Annotated in this window: 21 protein-coding genes; 13 read left to right on the forward strand and 8 right to left on the reverse strand. The window is 59.1% G+C overall.

The window, feature by feature from the left end:
* Positions 1-36 precede the first annotated feature (36 nt).
* On the reverse strand, positions 37-1,740 hold the full coding sequence (locus tag ACSBQV_RS04875) for a SulP family inorganic anion transporter (RefSeq protein ID WP_033643279.1): 1,704 nt from the start codon (positions 1,738-1,740) through the stop codon (positions 37-39).
* A gap of 221 nt (positions 1,741-1,961) precedes the next feature.
* On the opposite strand from ACSBQV_RS04875, the gene ACSBQV_RS04880 reads away from it, so the two are divergent.
* Both ACSBQV_RS04880 and yciA read left to right on the forward strand, forming a co-directional pair.
* Positions 1,962-2,501 (forward strand): septation protein A, encoded by a 540-nt coding sequence (locus ACSBQV_RS04880; RefSeq protein ID WP_046898932.1) that lies wholly within the window; start codon positions 1,962-1,964, stop codon positions 2,499-2,501.
* Positions 2,502-2,617: 116 nt separating this feature from the next.
* On the forward strand, positions 2,618-3,046 hold the full coding sequence (yciA, locus tag ACSBQV_RS04885; RefSeq protein ID WP_004932085.1) for an acyl-CoA thioester hydrolase YciA: 429 nt from the start codon (positions 2,618-2,620) through the stop codon (positions 3,044-3,046).
* Between the two features lie 69 nt (positions 3,047-3,115).
* Here yciA and tonB read toward each other — a convergent pair whose 3' ends face one another.
* Positions 3,116-3,859 (reverse strand): TonB system transport protein TonB, encoded by a 744-nt coding sequence (tonB, locus tag ACSBQV_RS04890; protein ID WP_033643281.1) that lies wholly within the window; start codon positions 3,857-3,859, stop codon positions 3,116-3,118.
* A 235-nt stretch (positions 3,860-4,094) separates the two neighbouring features.
* Positions 4,095-4,748 (reverse strand): epoxyqueuosine reductase QueH, encoded by a 654-nt coding sequence (locus ACSBQV_RS04895; RefSeq protein WP_033643282.1) that lies wholly within the window; start codon positions 4,746-4,748, stop codon positions 4,095-4,097.
* 176 nt (positions 4,749-4,924) lie between these two features.
* Here ACSBQV_RS04895 and ACSBQV_RS04900 point away from each other — a divergent pair, with 176 nt between their 5' ends.
* Positions 4,925-5,221: a YciI family protein gene (locus ACSBQV_RS04900; protein ID WP_099785829.1), complete on the forward strand. Its 297-nt coding sequence runs from the start codon at positions 4,925-4,927 to the stop codon at positions 5,219-5,221.
* Positions 5,222-5,330: 109 nt separating this feature from the next.
* On the opposite strand, the gene ACSBQV_RS04905 is transcribed toward ACSBQV_RS04900, so the two are convergent.
* The gene (locus ACSBQV_RS04905) at positions 5,331-6,185 is read right to left on the reverse strand and encodes a LysR family transcriptional regulator (protein WP_099785831.1); all 855 of its coding nucleotides are present in this window, start codon (positions 6,183-6,185) and stop codon (positions 5,331-5,333) included.
* Between the two features lie 91 nt (positions 6,186-6,276).
* Here ACSBQV_RS04905 and ACSBQV_RS04910 point away from each other — a divergent pair, with 91 nt between their 5' ends.
* On the forward strand, positions 6,277-7,224 hold the full coding sequence (locus ACSBQV_RS04910) for a DMT family transporter (protein WP_099785833.1): 948 nt from the start codon (positions 6,277-6,279) through the stop codon (positions 7,222-7,224).
* A 37-nt stretch (positions 7,225-7,261) separates the two neighbouring features.
* Here the strand turns inward: ACSBQV_RS04910 and ACSBQV_RS04915 are convergent, their stop codons facing one another.
* Together ACSBQV_RS04915 and ACSBQV_RS04920 are read right to left on the reverse strand one after the other, a co-directional pair.
* Positions 7,262-8,263, reverse strand: coding sequence for a LacI family DNA-binding transcriptional regulator (locus ACSBQV_RS04915; protein WP_099818249.1), 1,002 nt, complete (start codon positions 8,261-8,263; stop codon positions 7,262-7,264).
* Positions 8,264-8,334: 71 nt separating this feature from the next.
* Positions 8,335-8,889, reverse strand: a complete 555-nt coding sequence (locus tag ACSBQV_RS04920; protein WP_033643287.1) for a D-lyxose/D-mannose family sugar isomerase — start codon at positions 8,887-8,889, stop codon at positions 8,335-8,337.
* Positions 8,890-9,117: 228 nt separating this feature from the next.
* Between ACSBQV_RS04920 and ACSBQV_RS04925 the strand changes: the two genes are divergently transcribed.
* From ACSBQV_RS04925 to ACSBQV_RS04945, 5 genes are read left to right on the forward strand one after another with little or no spacing between them, the layout of a single operon-like run.
* Complete coding sequence (locus ACSBQV_RS04925) at positions 9,118-10,152, forward strand: NAD(P)-dependent alcohol dehydrogenase (RefSeq protein ID WP_099785837.1); 1,035 nt, start codon at positions 9,118-9,120, stop codon at positions 10,150-10,152.
* A 4-nt stretch (positions 10,153-10,156) separates the two neighbouring features.
* Positions 10,157-11,674 carry a xylulokinase gene (gene xylB / locus ACSBQV_RS04930; RefSeq protein ID WP_099785839.1) on the forward strand — a complete coding sequence of 506 codons (1,518 nt, stop codon included), beginning with the start codon at positions 10,157-10,159 and terminating at the stop codon, positions 11,672-11,674.
* Entirely contained in the window at positions 11,668-13,176 is a 1,509-nt protein-coding gene (locus ACSBQV_RS04935) for a sugar ABC transporter ATP-binding protein (RefSeq protein ID WP_415640503.1), read from the forward strand. Before xylB ends, ACSBQV_RS04935 begins: the two co-directional genes overlap by 7 nt.
* 17 nt (positions 13,177-13,193) lie before the next feature.
* Positions 13,194-14,231, forward strand: a complete 1,038-nt coding sequence (locus tag ACSBQV_RS04940) for an ABC transporter permease (RefSeq protein ID WP_033643291.1) — start codon at positions 13,194-13,196, stop codon at positions 14,229-14,231.
* A gap of 33 nt (positions 14,232-14,264) precedes the next feature.
* Positions 14,265-15,272, forward strand: a complete 1,008-nt coding sequence (locus ACSBQV_RS04945; RefSeq protein ID WP_033643292.1) for a substrate-binding domain-containing protein — start codon at positions 14,265-14,267, stop codon at positions 15,270-15,272.
* A gap of 142 nt (positions 15,273-15,414) precedes the next feature.
* Here ACSBQV_RS04945 and ACSBQV_RS04950 read toward each other — a convergent pair whose 3' ends face one another.
* Complete coding sequence (locus ACSBQV_RS04950; protein WP_033650229.1) at positions 15,415-15,978, reverse strand: TetR/AcrR family transcriptional regulator; 564 nt, start codon at positions 15,976-15,978, stop codon at positions 15,415-15,417.
* A gap of 127 nt (positions 15,979-16,105) precedes the next feature.
* Here ACSBQV_RS04950 and smfY point away from each other — a divergent pair, with 127 nt between their 5' ends.
* On the forward strand, positions 16,106-17,578 hold the full coding sequence (smfY, locus tag ACSBQV_RS04955; RefSeq protein ID WP_072627535.1) for a multidrug efflux MFS transporter SmfY: 1,473 nt from the start codon (positions 16,106-16,108) through the stop codon (positions 17,576-17,578).
* 200 nt (positions 17,579-17,778) lie between these two features.
* Positions 17,779-18,270 (forward strand): Dps family protein, encoded by a 492-nt coding sequence (locus tag ACSBQV_RS04960; RefSeq protein ID WP_019452735.1) that lies wholly within the window; start codon positions 17,779-17,781, stop codon positions 18,268-18,270.
* A 46-nt stretch (positions 18,271-18,316) separates the two neighbouring features.
* Here ACSBQV_RS04960 and ACSBQV_RS04965 read toward each other — a convergent pair whose 3' ends face one another.
* Positions 18,317-18,493: a YciY family protein gene (locus ACSBQV_RS04965; RefSeq protein WP_025159792.1), complete on the reverse strand. Its 177-nt coding sequence runs from the start codon at positions 18,491-18,493 to the stop codon at positions 18,317-18,319.
* Positions 18,494-18,735: 242 nt separating this feature from the next.
* On the opposite strand from ACSBQV_RS04965, the gene cls reads away from it, so the two are divergent.
* On the forward strand, positions 18,736-20,196 hold the full coding sequence (cls, locus tag ACSBQV_RS04970; protein WP_099785843.1) for a cardiolipin synthase: 1,461 nt from the start codon (positions 18,736-18,738) through the stop codon (positions 20,194-20,196).
* A 56-nt stretch (positions 20,197-20,252) separates the two neighbouring features.
* Positions 20,253-20,576, forward strand: a complete 324-nt coding sequence (locus tag ACSBQV_RS04975; RefSeq protein ID WP_004932139.1) for an HI1450 family dsDNA-mimic protein — start codon at positions 20,253-20,255, stop codon at positions 20,574-20,576.
* Positions 20,577-20,606: the final 30 nt, after the last annotated feature.

Here is a 20,606-nt window from a genome sequence, read left to right on the forward strand (position 1 = left end):
ATGCCCAGGGGCACGCTTCGGCGCGCCCCTTTTTGTTTACCCCACCGCGGCGGCTTCCGCCTGTTCCTTACTCTGAATCAGCTTTAGCGCCAGATAGAGATCCGGCACCAAAATCAGCTCCTTGTCCCGCCCCAACCGATTGATGCGGAACCAGCGCGTCAGTTCAGTGCGGCGCCCGGCCAGCACCAGTTTGACGTTACGCTGCAACAGATCGCGTTTCAGTTCGTCGATGGCCGCCAGCACGCTGATATCGGCATGGGTAAAGCTGGCCACCGCGTCCACCACCACCCAGCGCGGCTGGAATGGCGTACTGTCGACCAAATTGAGAATGCGGCGTTTGAAGTAGGCCACGTTGAAGTAGGTCAGCGGCGAATTGAAGCGATACATCATGACGCCGGGCACCGCCTTCACCCCATTGTTGTTGCCCATAGAATGGATCATGCCTTCGTCGTTAACGCCCAGCAGCTGTTCCGTCGGCCGAAAGACGGTGTGCAGAAACTGCATCAGCCCCAGCAACACCGCCAGCCCGATGCCGCTGATCACCCCGACCAACAAGACGCTGAGGAAGGTAAATATCGCCAGGCGGAAAGCCTGCGCGTTGCGGCGGCGCAAGATCCAGATGCCGCGAAAATCCAGCAGCGACCAGGCCGCATACATCAGCACCACGCCCAATCCCGCCACCGGAATAAACTGCAGCGGCGCCATCAGGAACAGCAAGACGAAAGCGATCACCGCGGCGGCGATGATCGACACGAGCTGGCTCTTGCCGCCGTTGGCGTCATTCACCGCGGTGCGCGAATCCGCCCCGCTGATGGCGAAGCCTTGCGACAATGCGGAGACGATATTCACCATCCCCAGCGCGCGAAACTCAGCGTCAGCGTTAACCTCATAGCCGTTTTTGGCCGCGAAACTGCGGGCGGTCAGCATCATGCTGACAAAGCTCACGACCGCCAGGTTGAGCGCCGGGATCACCATGTCGCGCAGCAGCCCGGGCTGAAAGTCCGGCCACTGGACGATCGGTAACACGCCGCTGAAACCGCCCACCGTCACCACGCCATACTGCTGCAATCCGCCCGCCCAGGTGACGAACGCCGCCAGCACGATGGCGAACAGCGGCGCCGGCCAGTTAGGCCGCCATTTTTTAAATCCGAGCAGCGTCACCAGCGTCAGCAAGGACACCGCCATCGTCAGCCAGTCGCTGTGCAACAGGTTGGCCGGCAGCGCGTAGATGCGCTCGATCAGCTGCGCCGGGCGCACCGTGAACCCCAACACCTTGCCGATCTGATCGACGATGATGGTCAGCGCCACGCCGTTCAGCAGCCCGCTGAGGATCGGCCGCGACAGCAGATCCGCCAGCGCCCCCAGCTTGAACCGGCTGGCCAACAGGCACCAGCCGCCCATCATCGCGGTCATCATGATGGTCAACTGCCAATGGCGTTCCATATTGCCCGCCGCCAGCGGCGTCACCACCGCGGCGATCACCGCACAGGTGGCGGCATCGGGCCCGACGATCAGCTGGCGTGACGAACCGAACAGCGCATAGGCCACCATCGGCAAGATACAGGAATAAAGCCCCACCACCGGGCTAACCCCGGCCAGTTCGGCATAGGCGATGGCCACCGGCAAGGCGACGGCGGCGACGGAAAGACCGGCGCGCATATCCGGTTTGAGCCAACTGCGTTGATAGCCCAATAAATGCGTCAAACCAGGCGTCAGGGCCTGGAGAGATTTCCACTGCATGCTGTTTTCCGCGGTAAATTATCTGGTTATTATGGCACTTACTATGCGATCTGCGGCCAGCGCTGGCAATGCGCCCGTGCTTTCTTGCGTAAGTTTATGCAAATTCCTGCTTTCGCGGCAGAAATCCGCCGGCCAAACGCCGATAATCGGCAGCGCCCGGCGGTACACAGAACTCGCCGAATCCGGTATAGTCGGCCGACGAACAGATGATGGATTGATTTATGAAGCAGTTTCTTGATTTCCTCCCGTTAATTGTCTTTTTCGCTTTTTACAAGCTGTACGACATTTACGTCGCTTCCGGTGCATTGATCGTCGCCACCGCGCTGGCGCTGGTGTTCACCTGGGTGAAATACCGCAAGGTCGAGAAGATGACGCTGATCACCTTCCTGATGGTGCTGGTGTTCGGCACCCTGACGCTGGTGTTCCACAACGATTTATTCATCAAGTGGAAAGTGACGGTGATTTACGCGCTGTTCGCGCTGGCGCTGCTGATCAGCCAGTGGGTGCTCAAAAAGCCGCTGGTTCAGCGCATGCTGGGCAAAGAGCTGACGCTGCCGGACAAAGTGTGGAGCAACCTCAACCTGGCCTGGGCCTTCTTCTTCCTGGCCTGCGGCCTGGCGAACATCTATGTCGCCTTCTGGCTGCCGCAAAGCGTCTGGGTCAATTTCAAAGTCTTTGGCCTGACGGTGCTGACGCTGGTATTCACCCTGCTCAGCGGCATCTATATTTACCGGCACATGCCGGCAGAACAGAAAAAATAGTTACAAATACCGGCACGTACCGGCAGAAGAAACAAAATAGTTACAAAATTGTTAATGCCTGCGGCATTTGCCGCGGGCAGTATGATGTTATCCCTTCCTTTTAAAAGCAGACTGCTATGACACAACAACGACCTTTACCCAGCGGCGAGCTGGTGCTGCGCACGCTGGCGATGCCGGCCGATACCAATGCCAACGGCGATATTTTCGGCGGCTGGCTGATGTCGCAAATGGACATCGGCGGCGCCATCCAGGCAAAAGAGATCGCCGAGGGGCGCGTAGTGACGGTACGCGTAGACGGCATGACCTTCCTGAAACCGGTGGCGGTAGGCGACGTGGTTTGCTGCTATGCGCACTGCATCCGCACCGGGCGCAGCTCGATCACCATCAATATCGAAGTGTGGGTAAAGAAAGTCTCCTCCGCCCCAATCGGCCAGCGCTACCGGGCGACCGAAGCGGTGTTCACCTACGTGGCGGTCGATGCGGAAGGCAACTCGCGCGCGCTGCCTGAGGGTAAAATGAATTTCCGCGTCGGCTTCGAAGAGTAAGCCTGCGGCTGCGCCGCAAATGCAAAAAGGGTCGCCGAGGCGACCTTTTTTTCTTGGCGCAAACCGAAATCAGTTCATTTCGGTGGTGCCGTTCAGCTTGAAACGAATATTGACGATAAGATCCTTCGCTTCTTTGGCTTGATACCGCCATTTGCGCAGCGCCTGTTTCACTTCTCGCTCGAACATGTTGCGCGGCTCAGCCGACAAGATGCGCACGTTGGTCACGCGGCCATCGCTGTCGACATCGAACTGCACCCGCACGTTGCCTTCGATCTGCAAGGCTCTGGCGCGCGGCGGATAAATCGGTTCCGCACGGCTGATCGGTTTTGGCCCGACCTCGCGCGAGTTGCCCTGTACCGGCGCGGCGGGCGCTTGTTTCACCGGCGCTTTATCGATCGGTTTGGCCGGCGAGTCGTTATTGAACGGCGAAGGCTCGCGCGGCTCGACCTTCTTCGGCTCCGGTTTCACCGGTTTTTCTACCTTCGGCTTTGGCTTGGGCTTCGGTTTCGGCTTGACCGGCTCCGGTTTCACAATCGCCTTCGGCGGCGGCTCCACAATAGGTTCTGGTTCAGGTTCCGGCTCAGGTTCCACCTGCGGCGGCTCCGGTTCCGCCGGAGCAGGCGGCGGCGGTTCAGCCATCGCGGCGGTGTTGACCATCATGACGCTGATCGGCGCCTCTTCAGGCTTTGGCAGCTCAACCACTTCTTTTACCGAAGCGTAAAGCAGTCCCGCCACCAGGGCGCTGTGCAGGCCTACGGACAAGACGAAAGGCACGGATATACGGCGATTAAGGAACATCTTTTTTAGCGGCATAATGATTCTGTTTCCTCTGGTTCGCCAAGTTTAAATGCAAATAGCAATCATATTCAATAACGAAAGGCAAACTATCGCTTTAATCGTCAGTCTCCGCGGCGAAAACCAGCAAACTCATAAGGATATTAACCTGAACGTTGCTTTTTTACCGCCGAATCAACACGCTTCATTAACGTTCAGACGGCGCTAAAAAATAAAAAACCCGCCGTAGCGGGTGGATTGCGGTGATTAAGCGTTATTCTTCATCACCATAGTAGAGCACGCCCAGTTTAATCAGCGGCCGCCCTTGCGCTTTGCGATGCAGGTTGGTGTCGCGCAGCGAATAGACGCAGCCGCAGTATTCCTGCTGATAGAAGCGTTCGCGCTTGCTGATCTCTATCATGCGGGCCGCGCCGCCCTTCTTGCGCCAGTTGTAATCCCAATACACCAGATCGGGATACTTTTCCGCCGCCCGAATGCCGCAGTCGGTAATCTGCTGCATGTTCTTCCAGCGCGAGATGCCGAGCGAGCTGGAGATGGTGTCGTAACCGTGCTCATGCGCATACAGCGCCGTGCGCTCAAAACGCATGTCGAAGCACATGGTGCAGCGAATGCCGCGCTCCGGCTCATGTTCCATGCCCTTGGCGCGTTCGAACCAGTTGTCGGTGTCATAATCGGCATCGATGATCGGCACCCCGTGCTTTTCGGCGAAACGGATGTTCTCTTCCTTACGCAGCAAATACTCTTTTTGCGGGTGAATGTTGGGGTTATAGAAGAAAATAGCGTACTCGATGCCGGACGCTTGGATCGCTTCCATCACCTCGCCGGAACAGGGCGCACAGCAAGAATGCAGCAGCAGTTTGCTTTTGCCCGCAGGCAAATCGAGTTTTTCCCTTACCAGTTCCGTCATGTCCTCACCTCAATGGCATATCTGTTTAAGCGCGCCGCACTATACGAATAAAAAGTAGCGGCTTCAAGGCATAAGCGCCAATCCCTCCCATAAATTCACCGCGCGCCGTTCCCCTGCCGCGCCTTTTGCGCTACCTTGGTAGCACCGTTTTATAGCCATGATTTTACAGGTGAAATATGCTTTATCTGATCTACGCGCAAGACGTCTCCCACTCGCTGGAAAACCGTCTGGCGGTGCGCCCGGCACATCTGGCGCGCCTGCAGGCGCTGCGTGACGCCGGCCGTCTGGTGGTCGCCGGCCCCAACCCGGCCATCGACAGCAACGATCCCGGCGCCGCCGGCTTCACCGGTTCAACGGTGATCGCCGAGTTCGCCTCACTGGCGGAAGCCCAGGCCTGGGCGCAGCAGGATCCGTACGTCGCCGCCGGCGTCTACGCCGACGTGACGGTGAAGCCGTTCAAGCAGGTGTTCTGATCTCCAGCCCTCCGAATACCGGGAACGCCCCGCTATACGGCGTTTCCGGCGCTAGCCACACCTCTGCTTGACCGTCGCGCTCGGGTCGTCTTCCCCGCGCGGTCGATATTCATGTTCCGCCCCGGAAATACTCACCGATAACGCTTTCCAGCATCGCCATCGCCGATTGACCGGCGGCAGCGGCAGAGCGCAGCAGCTGCACTTCGTGCGGAGCGACCGACGGCAATTCGTCGAGGATCCGCATCGCCGCCGTCACGCGTGCGCGGTCGAGCAGCGTGACGGCCAATCCTGCCTCGACGGCGGCAGCCACCACGCTGGCCGATGGGCTACTCACAACCACTCGCCAATGCCTTCCCGCCCCGCTCAATGCATCGATCATAGCCTCTCGGTAAGGGCAATCGGCGGCATGCAACGCCAATGGTATCGGTTGGGCCATATCCAGCGCCAACCGGCGGCCGCCAACCCAAACCGGCGCAGTCACCGCAAGCGGCATCTGACGCAGTCCCCCCATCGGCAGCACCACCAACGCCAGCTGTAGCCGGTTGCGCCCGATCTGTTCAACCAAAGCCTGGCTGGCGGCCGTAGAAACCTCCAGCATCACCGCAGGAAAACGGGTGGCAAACGCCGGCAGCACATCGCGCATGACATGTGATGCGTATTCATCAGGCACTCCCAGCTTGATGTGCCCACTCAGCGGTGCGCCCTGCAGCTCACGCAGAATATCGTCGTGGGCATTCAACAGCCCGAGCGTCGAGGCCAGCAGTTTGTCGCCTAAGGGCGTCAACACGACGGACTGATTGTCGCGCTCCAGCAAGCGGCCGCCCACGACCTGTTCCAGACGCTGAATATGAACGCTCACCGCGGCTGGGCTGCGATGAACAAAGGCCGCCGCCGCACGAAATTGCCCCAAACGGGCGATAGCGTGAAAAGTGCGCAAAAGATTAATGTCCAGGGTTGGCAGCATGGTTTAACTCCATTAAACAACTGAACGAAAATTATTCGATTTATTAAATTATAGCGGCTCACTACCCTTGGGGAAAAAGGAGAAGATCACCATGCCCCTGTCAGAATTTCGTCCACCTTCCTGCCGCGATAAGGTGGGCGACAAAGCCGCCGTCTGGTTGCCGGCCGCGGAAGTCCTGCTGATCGTCGCCTGGAGCTCGGGCTTTGTCGGCATCCGTTTCGCCGCCGATTACGCGCCGGTGTTGCTGGTGGCGTTCTGGCGCTGTGTCGTGGTCGCTTTACTGCTGATGCCGTTTAGCCTTCGCGCCATCAGGCGCTCCTCGCCGCAGTCGGTAGCCGCTCATGCCGGGATCGGGCTGCTTGCCATGACCGGATACCTGACCGGCGTCAGTAAAGGCATCGAGTACGGCGTGCCGACCGGGTTGGCCGCGCTCATCGCCGATTTGCTCCCTCTCGGCACCGCACTCTTGAACATGCTGTTTCTACGCCGGCTGCCCGATGGCCGCGTCTGGCTCGGCCTGGCATTAGGCTCTCTCGGGGTGATATTGGCGACGGGCGGTGCTATTTCCTGGGGAAGTGCGCCATTGTGGAGCTACCTGTTGCCGCTGGCGGGAATGCTGTCACTGGCACTGGCGACGCTGTGGCAGCAACGGCTGCCACAGGCGCAAGCGGTGAGCCTGCCCGCCAGGTTGGGGATACAAAGCGCGATTTCAGCGCTGGCTTTTGCCCCACTGGCAGGCGCAGAGAGCCCGCTGCTGCCAACCATGACGACAGGGTTGGTTATCGGCGTGCTTTGGACCGCGCTTTTGGCCACCCTGGCCGGTTACGGTTTGTATTGGTTCTGCCTTAGGCATACCTCTGCATTGCGTGTGACGAGCCTGCTGTTCCTCAGCCCCTTCGTCACCTTCTGCTGGGCATGGTTAATGTTCGATGAGCCCCTTTCCTGGCCCATGCTGCTGGGCGCAGCAACGGCGGGGAGCGGCTTGTGGCTGCTTATCCGCCCCCCGATGAGGGGCCGGATTGTGAATAATGGCAGATAAGGTTGACGGAGATGTCGGCTACACGTTGCCGGCACCGTTACACGACGAGTTTTCCCCGTACCACCACCTTGCCCGGTTTTATCTCGGGATCGGCAATACGGCGGATCGCCAGATTCAACGCTTGCCAGGCGATCTCTTGCAAGTCGTGTGACACGCAGGGGAAATGGAAACCGTAGATTTCGGCATGTGAAACCTCATCGATGCTGAACAGCGACACGTCCTGCATCAACGGCAACCGATGTTCGATACAGGCCTTGATGATGCCCAGCGAGATCTGGTTATTGCAGCCGACGAAAAAATCGGGGGCGGGGTTATTGGCTAGCCAGCGGCTCGTCTCTTGCCAGGCGATATCCATAAAGAAATCGGCATACCGCACGTCGAGCGAAGCCACCTTCCCTTGCAATGCCGCCTGCAAGCCAGTGACCCTGTCACGCGCAACGTTGGAATTCTCCGGCCCGGAGATCACCACCACCCGCTGCGCCTGCTGTTCCAGAAGCCAACGCCCCGCCTGGAGGCCGCAATCCAGATTATCAATATACACCCCGCTGCAGTGGTGACTCTCCAATTCCCGATCGATCAACACCACCGGTATATTGAGCGTTTCCAGACGTTTGAGGTAGGAAGGCCGGTACAGATGATCGTTGGAAATGACCGAGAGAATGATCGCATCGACGTTGTAGCCAATGAGTTTGTCGATGATCCTGTCTTCGCTTTCCTGAGACTCATAGGAGTCGAACACAAGCGTGTCGTACCCCATCTTTTGCGCTTCAAGCGTCATCAGGCGCGTCAGGCCGCCAAAGAATGGGTTGGCCATGTCGGGGTTGACGATGCCAATGGTTCTGCTGCTTTTCGCCCGCAGATTGCGCGCCGCGGCATTGACCACGTAACCGAGTTCGGCGGCGGTCTCCCGAATTCTCCTCAACGTTTCCGGATGGACCTTGTCCGGCTGTGAAAATGCCCGCGAAGCGGTTATTTTGCTGACGTTCGCCTGTGCGGCGACGCTAGCCAGCGTCGCTTTCCGTCCTCGACCCACGGCCAAATGCAGCTCCTTAGCTTGAAGATATCATTTTGTATCATTCCCGGCATCATGACAGAACTTTGTTCTTGGCGCTAATGGTTTACGCCGGCAAGACGGTTAATTCGCGGATCGGTAAAAATATCCAGCTCATCACGGCTCTCGGAAGAGAACTCGGACACCACCGCGCCCTGCTTCCCCGCCTGAAACCAGTGACGGGTATTGGGCGCAATGGTGTATTGTTCCCCCGGCCGCAAGAGGATATAGCGATGACAGGTATACCACTGCTCCGCGCCCTCTGGCACCCGGCATACCGGTTGGCCGCCGCGATCGTTGGGCGTCAGATTTTCATCATCGACAAACAAAAACACCTCTCCCCAACGGCAACGGAACGTCTCTTGCTTGCCGGGCGTGCCGGCAAAGGGAGGGTGTAAATGTTCCGGGCAAGTCTGCCCAGGAAACAGCACCAGCTCTTTCGCGCAATACCGAGGTGAGTTGACGTAGGTCAGCAGCTGCAACCCGGACGCGGGATAGTCGGCCAGACCAAACGTCGCAATTTCAATGCGTTGCTGTTCTTCTTCGGTCAAGATAATGTCCGCCTGGCGCAAATACTCCAGCGTAGCGGCTCTGGCGCTTTGTTGTTTGTTCATCATTCCCCCGGCATAGTAACGGTATCGATATCAACAGGCCGATATTAAAACCGTCATTGCCACGCCGATTTTGTGACCACCATCGCTATATTGAATAACAACCCGCCAGCAAAATTAACTCTCGTCGAGTAATTCCAACATTGATCACAGTTTAACCACCCGCATTAGCTCACTATCGCCGCATTGAAATGATACCGTTACCATAAAAATGATTCACCAGGAGGCAATATGAAAGCATTAGTGCTGGCCAAAGCGGGGGAAATCGCTATCGAGGACGTCCAACTGGCCGAAACGCTGGGGCCCAACGATGTACAGATAAAAATTCATTCCGTGGGCATCTGCGGCAGCGATGTGCACTATTACCAGCATGGCCGCATTGGCCCGTTTGTGGTCAAAGCCCCGATGGTGCTCGGCCATGAGGCCGCCGGCGTGGTGCTCGCGACAGGTGAAAACGTCACTCACCTCAGCGTCGGCGATCGCGTTTGCATGGAGCCCGGCATTCCCGACCTCAACTCGGCGCAGACGCGCGCCGGGATTTACAACCTGGACCCCGCCGTTCGCTTCTGGGCGACGCCGCCGGTGCACGGCTGTTTGCGCGAAACCGTCATCCACCCCGCCGCATTCACGTTCAAACTGCCGGACAACGTCAGTTTCGCTGAAGGCGCCATGGTTGAACCCCTGGCCATCGGCATGCAAGCGGCCACCAAAGCCGGGATCAAACCCGGCGATATCGCGCTGGTGATCGGCGCTGGGCCGATCGGCGTGGTCACCGCCCTCGCGGCGCTGGCGGGCGGCTGCTCGGACGTCATTATCTGCGACCTGTTTGACGAGAAACTCGCCGTGGCGGCCAGCTATGAAGGGCTGCACGCCGTCAATATCAAAACCGGCGACCTGGCGGGGAAAGTGGCTGCGCTCACCAGCGGCAACGGCGTCGATATCGTGTTTGAATGCAGCGGCGCAAAACCGGCTATCGCTACGCTGGCCGAACATGCGGCGCCAGGGGCGACCGCCGTGCTGGTCGGCATGCCGATCGACGCCGCGCCGATGGATATCGTCGCCGCGCAGGCCAAGGAAATCACCTTCAAGACCATTTTCCGCTACGCCAACATGTATCCGCGCACGCTGCGGCTGTTGAGCAGCGGCAAATTGCGCGTCCAACCGTTGATAAGCCAAACCTACAAATTCTCCGACAGCGTGGCCGCCTTCGAGCGCGCGGCGGCCGGACATGCCTCGGACATCAAAATCATGCTGGAAATGGAGTGATCCTATGGCGCTCTATGCTGGCATAGACTGCGGTACGCAAGGCACGAAAGTCGTGATTGTCGACAGCACACAGGGCGTGATCCTCGGTGAGGGTAGCGCCCCTCACCGCCTCATCAGCCAAGCCAATGGCCGGCGCGAACAAGAGGCCGACTGGTGGATTGAGGCGTTGGTCACCGCGTTTCACCAAGCCGTGACTAACGCCGGTATTGATGCCGGGGAAATTAACGCTCTCGGGGTCTCGGGCCAACAGCATGGATTTGTGCCGCTGGACGCAGATGGCAACGTGCTGCACAGCGTCAAGCTGTGGTGCGATACCGAAACCGCGGAGGAAAACGAACTGCTGCTGCAGCGGCTCGGCGGCGCCAAGGGCTCGCTGGACAAGCTCGGCCTGCGGGTCGCCACCGGTTATACCGCGTCAAAAATCCTTTGGTTCAAGACGCACCATCCGGCGCTCTGGGCAAAACTGCACACCGTGCTGCTGCCGCATGATTATTTGAACTTCTGGCTGACCGGGGAGCGTGTAGCGGAATATGGCGATGCTTCCGGCACCGGGCTGTTCGATGTGCGCGGCCGTAGCTGGAGTCAAGCCGCCGTCAATCTTATCGATGACAGCGGCCGTTTATGGCATGCCCTGCCGCCGCTCAAAAGCGCGGAATGCTGCATCGGCACGGTGCGCCCCTTCGCGGCGGAAAAGCTCGGCCTCGGCCCGGCAGTTCGGGTCTCGACCGGCGGCGGCGACAACATGATGGCGGCCATCGGTTCCGGCAACATCGAGGCCGGCACCGTTACCCTAAGCCTGGGCACCTCCGGCACGCTATTCGCCTGGTCCGCCGCGCCCGTCGTGGCGGAATCCGACATGATTGCCGGTTTCTGCTCCAGCACCAACGGGTGGCTGCCCTTGATATGCACCATGAATGTCACCTCGGCCACCACGGCCATGCAGACGCTGCTGGACGAAGATCTTGACGGCTTTAACCGCTTATTGGCGCAGGCGGCGCCGGGTGCCGGCGGCGTCGAGATGCTGCCGTTCTTCAACGGCGAACGCGTTCCCCCGCTTCCCCACGCGCGCGCCAGCCTGCATAACCTCGATAGCGACAATTTTACTCGCGCCAATCTCTGCCTGGCGGTGGTTGAAAGCGCCACCTACGGCCTGCGCTATGGCATCGAGCTGTTTCGTCGCCAAGGCATCGAAACGCGCGAGATCCGCCTCACCGGCGGCGGCGCCCGCAGCGTCGCCTGGCGACAAATCGTCGCGGACGTGATGGGGTGCCCGGTGGTCTGCCTGAACGTCAAAGAGACCGCCGCGCTGGGCGGCGCCATTCAAGCGATGTGGGCGACGTCGTTGGCCGATCGCCCGCACCAGAACGCCGCCGGGCTCTTGGCTGAACTGTGCCAACGCTTCGTTTCCCTGGATGAAGCCACGCGCACGATGCCAAACGCCGACAGGCAAACGCAATACGAGACGCTTTATCAACGGTACCTGCAGCGTTTGCAGCGGACATACCCGGAGGTTCAATCGTGACGCGAGATCCCCAGACGCAAGCCCCTGCCTACCTGCTGGAAGTCAGCGGCGTCAGGAAAGCCTTTGGCCCGGTCGTGGCGCTCAAGAACGCCGAGTTTTGCCTGCGGCGCGGATCCATCCATGCCCTGTGCGGCGGCAACGGCGCGGGGAAATCCACCTTTCTCAGCATTCTGATGGGCTTTATTCAACCCGATGGCGGCGACATTTTTATCAATGGCCAACGCTGTGAATTTCATCATCCCCGGGAAGCCCTCAATGCCGGCATCGCCATCGTGCAGCAGGAGCTGAGCGCGATCCCGGACCTGACGGTGGCCGAAAACATTTGGCTGGGCCGCGAGCCGAGACGCCTGGGTTTCGTCGACTTTGCGACGCTCAACCAACGCACCACCCGTCTGCTCAAGGAACTTGATTTCAAGATCGACGCCCGAGAAAAAATGCGCAACCTGAGCGTCGCCGAGCAGCAACTGGTCGAGATCGCCAAAGCGCTGTCGCATGCCAATGCCGACATCATCATCATGGATGAACCCACCTCGGCGATTGGCGAAGAGGATGCGCAAAAAATCTTTCAGACGCTTCAGCAACTGGCGGCGAAAGGTAAAGGCATTATCTACGTCTCCCACCGTTTGTCAGAGATATTCCAAATCGCGGACAGCTACACCATTTTCCGCGACGGCGCCTATATCCATGAGGGCTATATCGCCGACATTACTCGCGAGCAGTTGATCGAACACATTATCGGCGGCGAGTACGACAGCGAGTTCGCCAAGTTCAATCAACCCGGCGAAGAGGTCTTGCTGGAGGTCAACGGCCTGTGTTGGCGCAGCAAGATAAAGGATATCAGCCTGCAGCTTAAGCACGGTGAGATCCTGGGCATCTACGGCCTGGTGGGATCGGGCCGCAGCGAGTTTCTCGATCTTATCTTCGGCATTCAGCATGCCGACAGCGGCACGATCCGCTTGGGCGACAAGACGCTTAACCGCCATTCCCCGCGAGAGGCCATCGACAGCGGCATTGCCTACGTGACGGAAGATCGCAAGGAAACCGGCCTGGTGCTGTGCCGTTCCGTCAGTGAAAACATCAATATCGCCTCTTTTGCCGGCATAAGCCGAATGGGGTTCGTCAGCGAAAAACGGGAGCAAGCGCGAACCCGCGACATGATCCAGCGCTTCAACGTTAAAACCCACGATGGCGAACAGCCCGTGGGCAACCTGAGCGGCGGCAACCAGCAAAAAGTGGTGCTGGGCCGCTGGGCGCTGCTGGATCCGGAGGTGTTGTTGCTCGACGAGCCGACGCGCGGTATCGACGTCGGCGCCAAGAAAGAGATCTACCGATTTATGTCGGAGTTCGCCTTGCAAAACAAGGGAATCATCATGGTTTCCTCCGAGCTTTCTGAAATTATCGGCATGAGCGATCGCATCCTGGTGTTTCGTGACGGGCAGTTGGCCGGCGAGCTTTCGGCGGCCGATGCGAGCCAGGCAGCACTGATGAAACTTGCGGTTTAACAGAGAGAGAAAAAAAAATGAGCAGCGCCCACTCCTTATCACCAGGAATGTCATTTTTCACCCGCAATAAGCGCCGTATGCACAAATACGGCATTATCATCGCCTTCTTCGCGCTGTGCCTGATCGTGGCGCTGATTGGCGAATATCAGGTCGCCCAGGGGGCCTGGAGCAGCAATTATTTTCTCAGCAATGAAAACACCCTGATCGTACTGCGCCAGGTCTCGATCAACGGCATTCTGGCGATAGGCATGACCTTCGTCATCATCACGGCAGGCGTCGATCTCTCCGTCGGCTCGGTGCTGGCGTTAAGCGGCATCGTCGCCGCCCGTTTCGCCACCAACAATAGCGGATTGGCTATCGGCGATACCGCGACCGCCGTCATGGCGCCGCTGATCGTGGCGCTGGGGATCGGCATCGTCTGCGGCCTGGTGAACGGCACCGTGTTGGCTCGCTACCGGTTGCAGCCGTTTATCGTCACCATGGGCATGCTCTCCGCGGCGCGCGGGTTAACCATGTTGACCACCAACGGCAATCCAGTATCGCAATTGAACAGCGATTTCCGCTGGTTAGGCAATGGCTATGTCGGCGGCGTTCCGGTGCCCGTCATCATCTTCATCGTGCTGTTCGCCCTCGCCTGGCTGGTGCTGAATAAAACCCTCTTCGGGCGCTACATCTACGCCGTCGGCGGCAACCCGAAAAGCGCGCGCACCTCGGGGATTAACGTCACGCGCATCAAAATACTGGTGTATACGCTGTGCGGCGCGCTGGCCGGCATCGCCGGCCTGATCCTCACCGCGCGCACCGGTTCGGCGCAAACCAACGCCGGCGCTGGGTATGAGCTGGACGCTATCGCGGCGGTGGTGATCGGCGGCACCAGCATGGCCGGCGGCGTCGGTACGCTGGTCGGCACCTTCTTCGGCGTGCTGATTATCGGGGTGATGAACAACGGCCTCGATCTGCTCGGCGTGCAATCGTACTACCAACAAATTATCAAAGGCGCATTGATCGTTCTTGCCGTCTTGCTCGACCCCTCGCGTAAGCAACAGCGCGATTAATAACATCAGACCCAACTCTACCAGGAGAAAACCATGAATAAGACCAAGATAGCGTTGTTTGCCTCTGCCATGCTGTTCGGCAGCCTGTCGGCGGCTCAGGCCGCCCCGGTTAAAATCGCGGTATTGATGTACGGCAACAAAGCCGAGTTCGTGCAATTGATGGAAAGGTTCGGGAAAGAACACCCGGCGGTGAAAAGCGGCGAAGCCGTGCTGACCTTCTACGATGGGCGTTATGATGCATCGGTGCAAAACGATCAGGCCGCCACCGCTATCCAGACGCGCGCCGATGCCATTATCGTCAACCCGATGGATTTTGAGGCCAATATCGATATCGTCACTAATGCCAACGAAGCCAAAATTCCGGTGGTGGTCACCAACGCGCGCCTGAACACGGACGCGATGACGTCTGAAGTGGTGTCTAATGACGAGCTGGGCGGGTATCTGGAAGCCAAAGCCGTACTGGACAAACTCGACTGCAAGAACCAGAAGGTGAACGTGGTGATTATCGAAGGCCCGAAAGGCGGCAGCGGTGAGATCCAGCGCGGCAAGGGTAATGATAAAGCGATTGCCGAGTGCGGCGCCGGCCAGGTGACCGTGCTTGAACGTAAAACGGCCAACTGGTCACGCGCGGAAGCGCAGCCGCTGATGGAAAACTGGCTGCAGAAACACCGGGGCAAAATCAACGGCGTGATTGGCCAGAACGACGAGATGGCGCTGGGCGCCATCGAAGCGATTAAAGGGGCCGGCCTGAACGTGAAAGACTTTGCCATTGCGGGCGTCGACGGCGTTTCCGACGCGATTCATGCGGTGCAGGCCGGTGAAATGGTCTCTATCCTGCAAGATGCCAAAGGCCAGATGCAGGGTTCCATCGACGTCGCGCTGCGCGCCGTGAAAGGGGAAAGTTATCAACCACAGTCGGATATCTGGAAACAGTACGCCAAAGATCTGAAATGGGAGGGCGGCACGCAGAAACATTATTATATTCCGTGGACCGTCGTCACCGCAGAGAATGCCCAGCAACTGTTGGACGCGCGCAAGTAATGTCCGGCGCCCCCTGTACTCAGGGGGCCTTTGCTCCGAAGCTTGCCGCAGGCAAAAAAAAGCCAGCACGGAGGGGCTGGCTAAAAAGTTCTTCGAGGGAATATCTTGTGCGATAAACATACGCCTTTCGCCGCACGCTTTACTAGCTATCAGTGCGATAGGCGCTGCCCGTTAAAATCAACGCCTGCATATCGGCGAACATCGTTTCCCATTCCGCCTGGCCGATATCCATCAAACCGAAATAACGCAGCATAAAGGCGCCTTCGGTGGCCAGAAACGCCAGCCGCGCGCGCTTACCCTCTTCGGTAGTCAAATCCAGCCCGGCGATGCGGCTGCGGTACCATTCGCGCGTGCTCGCCAGATGCTCCGGCGTTTGAATCAGCGTCGCCATCAACCCGGCGGCCTTGGCGCTGGAGGTCTGATCCGAACTTTGGGTAGCCAACATATGCGCCCGCACGCCGGTCTGCGGCGAAGGATCGTCGCCGGCGATCTCCGCGAACAGCGTTTCATAGGCGCTGCCCCAGCGATCGAACATCGCGTCGATCAGGGCGTCTTTGCTGCCGAAGCAATACTGCACCCCGCCCTTGGAGATCCCCATCGCTTTGGCGACGGCGTCGATGGTCAAACCGGCGGCGCCCTGGGTGGCGACGATCTCTTCGGCGGTGTCCAAAACCTTGTCGCGATCGATGCTGCGTTGACGTCCCATTAAGAAACCCTTCTTTTCAATACGAACGTATGGATATATATTATCACCAGTATACCACTCGGCATCGCCGGAGGGTTACCGCAATGGCGGCGCCTTCGCGCCGCCCACGTAAACTGGATTATGACTTATGTACGCCAAGAACCGCTGGTTGATCCTGACGATGGTCGCCAGCGCCCTTTTCCTGATTGTTATCGATATGACGGTGTTATATACCGCCCTGCCGCGTTTAACCCAGGCGCTGGACGCCAGCGCCTCGCAAAAACTCTGGATCGTCAACGCCTACCCGCTGGTGGTCGCCGGGCTGCTGCCCGGCGCCGGCATGCTGAGCGATCGCGTCGGCCATAAGCGGCTGTTTCTCGCCGGGCTGCCGGTGTTTGCCGTCGCTTCGCTGTGTGCCGCGTTTTCGCCAACCGCCGAATGGCTGATCGCCGCACGGGTGTTCCTCGCCGTTGGCGCGGCAATGATGATGCCCGCCACGCTGTCCATCGTGCGCCACGTCTTTACCGACGAACGCGAACGCGCGCTGGCGATCGGCATCTGGGCCTCGGTGGCCTCGGGCGGCGCGGCCATCGGCCCGGTGGTCGGCGGCCTGCTGCTGGAGTATTTCTGGTGGGGATCGGTGTTCCTGATCAACGTACCGGTGGTGTTGCTGGTCTGGCCGCTGGCGTGGAAACTGATCCCCCGCTGCGGCGGCGATAACCCGCGCCCCGCCGATATCGTCGGCTCGGTGCAGATCATGATCGGTCTGGTCGGCGCTATCTATGCGCTGAAGGAACTGAGTAAGCCGGCGCCTGACGTCAGCGCGTTGCTCGCAGCGGCCCTGATCGGCATCCTGTTCCTGGCGCTGTTCGTGCGTCGCCAGCAGCGCAGCGCCCACCCGATGATCGATTTCTCCCTGTTCCGCAACCGGCTGTTCGCCGGCGGCATCGGCGTGGCACTGCTGTCGATGGTGGCCCTGATCGGCGTCGAGCTGGTGCTCAGCCAACGCCTGCAGCTGGTGCTCGGCCTCAGTCCGCTGCAGGCGGCGCTGTTTATTTTGCCGATCCCGCTGGCCTCGGCGCTGGCGGGGCCGATGGCCGGTTTACTGTTGCCGCGCTATGGCGAACGCAGCATCATCCTCGGCGGTTTCGCCCTGACCGCCTTCGGCATCGCCGCCCTCGCCCTGTTGTATCAAAGCAGCATGGCGCTGCAGCTGGTGAGCCTGGCGTTGGTGGGCTTTGGTCTCGGCGGCGTGATCACCGCCGCGTCCACCGCCATCATGCTGAACGCGCCGGAGGAGAAATCCGGCATGGCGGCGTCGATCGAGGACGTTTCCTACGAGCTGGGCGGCGTACTGGGCGTGACGTTGCTCGGCGGGCTGATGACGGCGGTCTACAGCCATAGTCTGGCGCTGCCGGCGGAGCTGCCGGTCAGCGAGTTGGCTTACGACAGCATCGACGAGGCGTTGCGCCTGGCTGCCGGGATGGCGGCCGATCGCGCGCAGCAGCTGACGCAGTTGGCGCGTTTGGCCTTTGATCGCGCGTTTATCATGGTGCTGATCGCCGCCGCGCTGTTAATGGCGCTGGGCGCCGGCGTGGTAAAACTGGCGCTGCGCAAGTAACCGATAAAAGCGGCTTTTTTCGCCTGCGGATCCTGCGTAAACTGATTCGGCAATTTGCTCGACGGATTTATCGTCATCGGTTTGAGCGATGGCAATGATGCCTGTTATCGTGTTTAACCCTGCGATAAATCCGGTTACTGTAACAGCTATGGAAATTGATTCTGTCTACCCTTGGAACGAATAATCAGGAGAAGATTATTATGGCAACGGCGAAGAAAGCAGCGAAAACCCATATCGGCCTCGACAGTAAACAATCGGCAAAACTCGCCGAAGCGCTAAATGCGCTGTTGGCGAATTATCAGGTGCTGTATATGAATGTGCGCGGCTATCACTGGAATATTACCGGCCCGCAATTCTTTGAGCTGCACGCGAAATTCGAAGAAACTTACAACGATCTGCTGACCAAGGTGGATGAGCTGGCGGAACGCATTCTGACGCTGGGCTCGCAGCCGCGCCACGCTTACAGCGACTATCTGAAAACCGCCGATATCAAGGAACACACCAACGTGACCGATGATAAGGGCACGCTGCGCGGCCTGTTGGAAGGGTATTCAATCTTGCTGCAGCAGCAGCGTGAACTGCTGACGGTCGCGGCGGACGCCGGCGACGAAGGCACCGCGTCGCTGATGAGCGATTACATCAAAGAGCAGGAAAAACAGGTCTGGATGCTCAACGCCTACCTCGGCAAATAAACCCAGGCGCCATAACAAAACAGTCCCTCACGGGACTGTTTTCGTTTTACCACTCGCAGGATACCGCAAACAGCAGCGCGCGCCGATGCTGATCGTCCAGGCGACGGCGCACCCGGATAATATGGCGATTGCTGCAAGACTGGCGCTCCAGCCAACGATGCCGACGGCGTTGGCTCTGCCGCAACATTCGCCAACGGCCCACTTCATTTCTACTGCGTCTCATAATTCCGTCACTCGTTCGTCTAATGCCAACCGCGGGCATTATAGCCCTTTCAGCCCGCGATCCAAGTCGCCGTTATCGGCGACATCGCAGGCGCCGCGCCGCTAAAAGCCGCCCTTTCGGTTTCGGCAAGTGCCTTAACTTCATCATATTTATGTAACATAAGCGCCGATAAAAGGTTTCGCCTTGCCCGATCTGTGCGTACACTCATCATTGGTGGTTTGCGAACGGGATTTTTCGCCTTTATGACAACATTTTATACCGTAATCAGTTGGCTCATGGTGTTCGGCTACTGGCTGCTGATCGCCGGCGTGACGATGCGCATTTTGATGAAACGCCGTGCGGTTCCCTCTGCCATGGCCTGGTTGCTGGTTATCTATATTCTGCCGCTGTTCGGCATCGTCGCCTATTTATCGTTCGGCGAGCTGCATCTGGGCAAGCGCCGGGCCGAGCGCGCCAAGGCCATGTGGCCGTCGACCGCGCGCTGGCTGAAAGAGCTGAAAGAGAGTCGCCGCATCTTCGCCACCGAATACAGTAAAGTCGCCGAACCGCTGTTCCAGCTGTGCAACCGCCGCCAGGGCATCGACGGCGTCAAGGGCAACCAGCTGCAGTTGCTCACCACCACCGACGACACGCTGAAAGCGCTGATCCGCGACATCGAGCTGGCGCGCCACAACATCGAAATGGTGTTCTATATCTGGCAGCCCGGCGGCCTGGTCGATCAGGTGGCCGAATCGCTGATGGCCGCCGCGCGGCGCGGCGTACACTGCCGTCTGATGCTGGACTCCGCCGGCAGCCTGCAATTTTTCCGCAGCCCCTACCCGGCGATGATGCGCAACGCCGGCATCGAAGTGGTCGAAGCGCTGAAGGTCAACCTGCTGCGCGTATTCCTGCGCCGCATGGATCTGCGCCAGCACCGCAAGGTGGTGCTGATCGACAACTACATCGCCTATACCGGCAGCATGAACATGGTCGATCCGCGCTATTTCAAACAGGATGCGGGCGTCGGTCAATGGATCGATCTGATGGCGCGCATGGAAGGCCCGGTGGCCACCACCATGGGCATCGTCTATGCCTGCGACTGGGAAATTGAAACCGGCAAGCGCATTCTGCCGCCGCCGCCGGACGTCAACATCATGCCGTTCGAGCAGGAAAGCGGCCACACCATTCAGGTGATCGCCTCCGGCCCCGGCTTCCCCGAGGAAATGATCCACCAGGCGCTGCTGACCGCGGTTTATTCCGCGCGCGAACAGCTGATCATGACCACGCCGTACTTCGTGCCGAGCGACGATCTGCTGCACGCCATCTGCACCGCCGCTCTGCGCGGCGTCGAGGTCAGCATCATCGTGCCGCGCTACAACGATTCGATGATGGTGCGCTGGGCCAGCCGCGCGTTCTTCTCCGAGCTGCTGGAAGCCGGCGTGAAAATCTATCAGTTCGAAGGCGGCCTGCTGCACACCAAGAGCGTGCTGGTCGACGGCCAGCTCAGCCTGGTCGGCACCGTCAATCTGGATATGCGCAGCCTGTGGCTGAATTTCGAAATCACCCTGGTGATCGACGACGACGGCTTCGGCAGCGATCTGGCCTGCGTGCAGGAAGATTACATCGCTCGCTCCAAGCTGCTGAACGCCAAAGAGTGGCTGAAGCGGCCGTTCTGGCACCGCCTGGTCGAGCGCCTGTTCTACTTTTTCAGCCCGTTGCTGTAAAAGCCGCGGCGAGCGTGCTTTAATAGCGCCAAATCATTTGTTATCAGGATTTTTTTATGGACTTGAATAACCGCCTTACCGAAGACGAAACGCTGGAACAGGCCTACGACATCTTCCTCGAATTGGCCGGCGACAATCTGGATCCGGCGGATATTCTGCTGTTCAATCTGCAGTTTGAAGAGCGCGGCGGCGCAGAACTGTACGACCCCTCCGAAGACTGGAGCGAGCACGTGGATTACGACCTGAACCCGGACTTCTTCGCCGAAGTGGTGATCGGTCTGGCGGACAGCGACGGCGAGCCGATCAACGACGTGTTCGCCCGCGTGCTGATCTGCCGCGAGAAAGACCACAAGCTGTGCCACATTCTGTGGAAAGAGTGATTCACCGCTAACGTTTCGGATAAAAAAAGC

Source organism: Serratia sp. B501, assembly GCF_051172315.1.
In the GTDB taxonomy this organism is placed as follows: domain Bacteria; phylum Pseudomonadota; class Gammaproteobacteria; order Enterobacterales; family Enterobacteriaceae; genus Serratia; species Serratia ureilytica.

Coding starts and splice junctions, on each gene's coding strand:
- ACSBQV_RS04965 (WP_025159792.1), bottom strand. CDS start 18,493: ATGAGACGCAGTAGAAATGAAGTGGGCCGTTGGCGAATGTTGCGGCAG.
- ACSBQV_RS04920 (WP_033643287.1), bottom strand. CDS start 8,889: ATGAACAAACAACAAAGCGCCAGAGCCGCTACGCTGGAGTATTTGCGC.
- ACSBQV_RS04925 (WP_099785837.1), top strand. CDS start 9,118: ATGAAAGCATTAGTGCTGGCCAAAGCGGGGGAAATCGCTATCGAGGAC.
- ACSBQV_RS04880 (WP_046898932.1), top strand. CDS start 1,962: ATGAAGCAGTTTCTTGATTTCCTCCCGTTAATTGTCTTTTTCGCTTTT.
- ACSBQV_RS04975 (WP_004932139.1), top strand. CDS start 20,253: ATGGACTTGAATAACCGCCTTACCGAAGACGAAACGCTGGAACAGGCC.
- ACSBQV_RS04895 (WP_033643282.1), bottom strand. CDS start 4,748: ATGACGGAACTGGTAAGGGAAAAACTCGATTTGCCTGCGGGCAAAAGC.
- yciA (WP_004932085.1), top strand. CDS start 2,618: ATGACACAACAACGACCTTTACCCAGCGGCGAGCTGGTGCTGCGCACG.
- smfY (WP_072627535.1), top strand. CDS start 16,106: ATGTACGCCAAGAACCGCTGGTTGATCCTGACGATGGTCGCCAGCGCC.
- ACSBQV_RS04910 (WP_099785833.1), top strand. CDS start 6,277: ATGCCCCTGTCAGAATTTCGTCCACCTTCCTGCCGCGATAAGGTGGGC.
- ACSBQV_RS04875 (WP_033643279.1), bottom strand. CDS start 1,740: ATGCAGTGGAAATCTCTCCAGGCCCTGACGCCTGGTTTGACGCATTTA.
- cls (WP_099785843.1), top strand. CDS start 18,736: ATGACAACATTTTATACCGTAATCAGTTGGCTCATGGTGTTCGGCTAC.
- ACSBQV_RS04950 (WP_033650229.1), bottom strand. CDS start 15,978: ATGGGACGTCAACGCAGCATCGATCGCGACAAGGTTTTGGACACCGCC.
- ACSBQV_RS04905 (WP_099785831.1), bottom strand. CDS start 6,185: ATGCTGCCAACCCTGGACATTAATCTTTTGCGCACTTTTCACGCTATC.
- ACSBQV_RS04960 (WP_019452735.1), top strand. CDS start 17,779: ATGGCAACGGCGAAGAAAGCAGCGAAAACCCATATCGGCCTCGACAGT.
- xylB (WP_099785839.1), top strand. CDS start 10,157: ATGGCGCTCTATGCTGGCATAGACTGCGGTACGCAAGGCACGAAAGTC.
- ACSBQV_RS04945 (WP_033643292.1), top strand. CDS start 14,265: ATGAATAAGACCAAGATAGCGTTGTTTGCCTCTGCCATGCTGTTCGGC.
- ACSBQV_RS04900 (WP_099785829.1), top strand. CDS start 4,925: ATGCTTTATCTGATCTACGCGCAAGACGTCTCCCACTCGCTGGAAAAC.
- ACSBQV_RS04940 (WP_033643291.1), top strand. CDS start 13,194: ATGAGCAGCGCCCACTCCTTATCACCAGGAATGTCATTTTTCACCCGC.
- tonB (WP_033643281.1), bottom strand. CDS start 3,859: ATGCCGCTAAAAAAGATGTTCCTTAATCGCCGTATATCCGTGCCTTTC.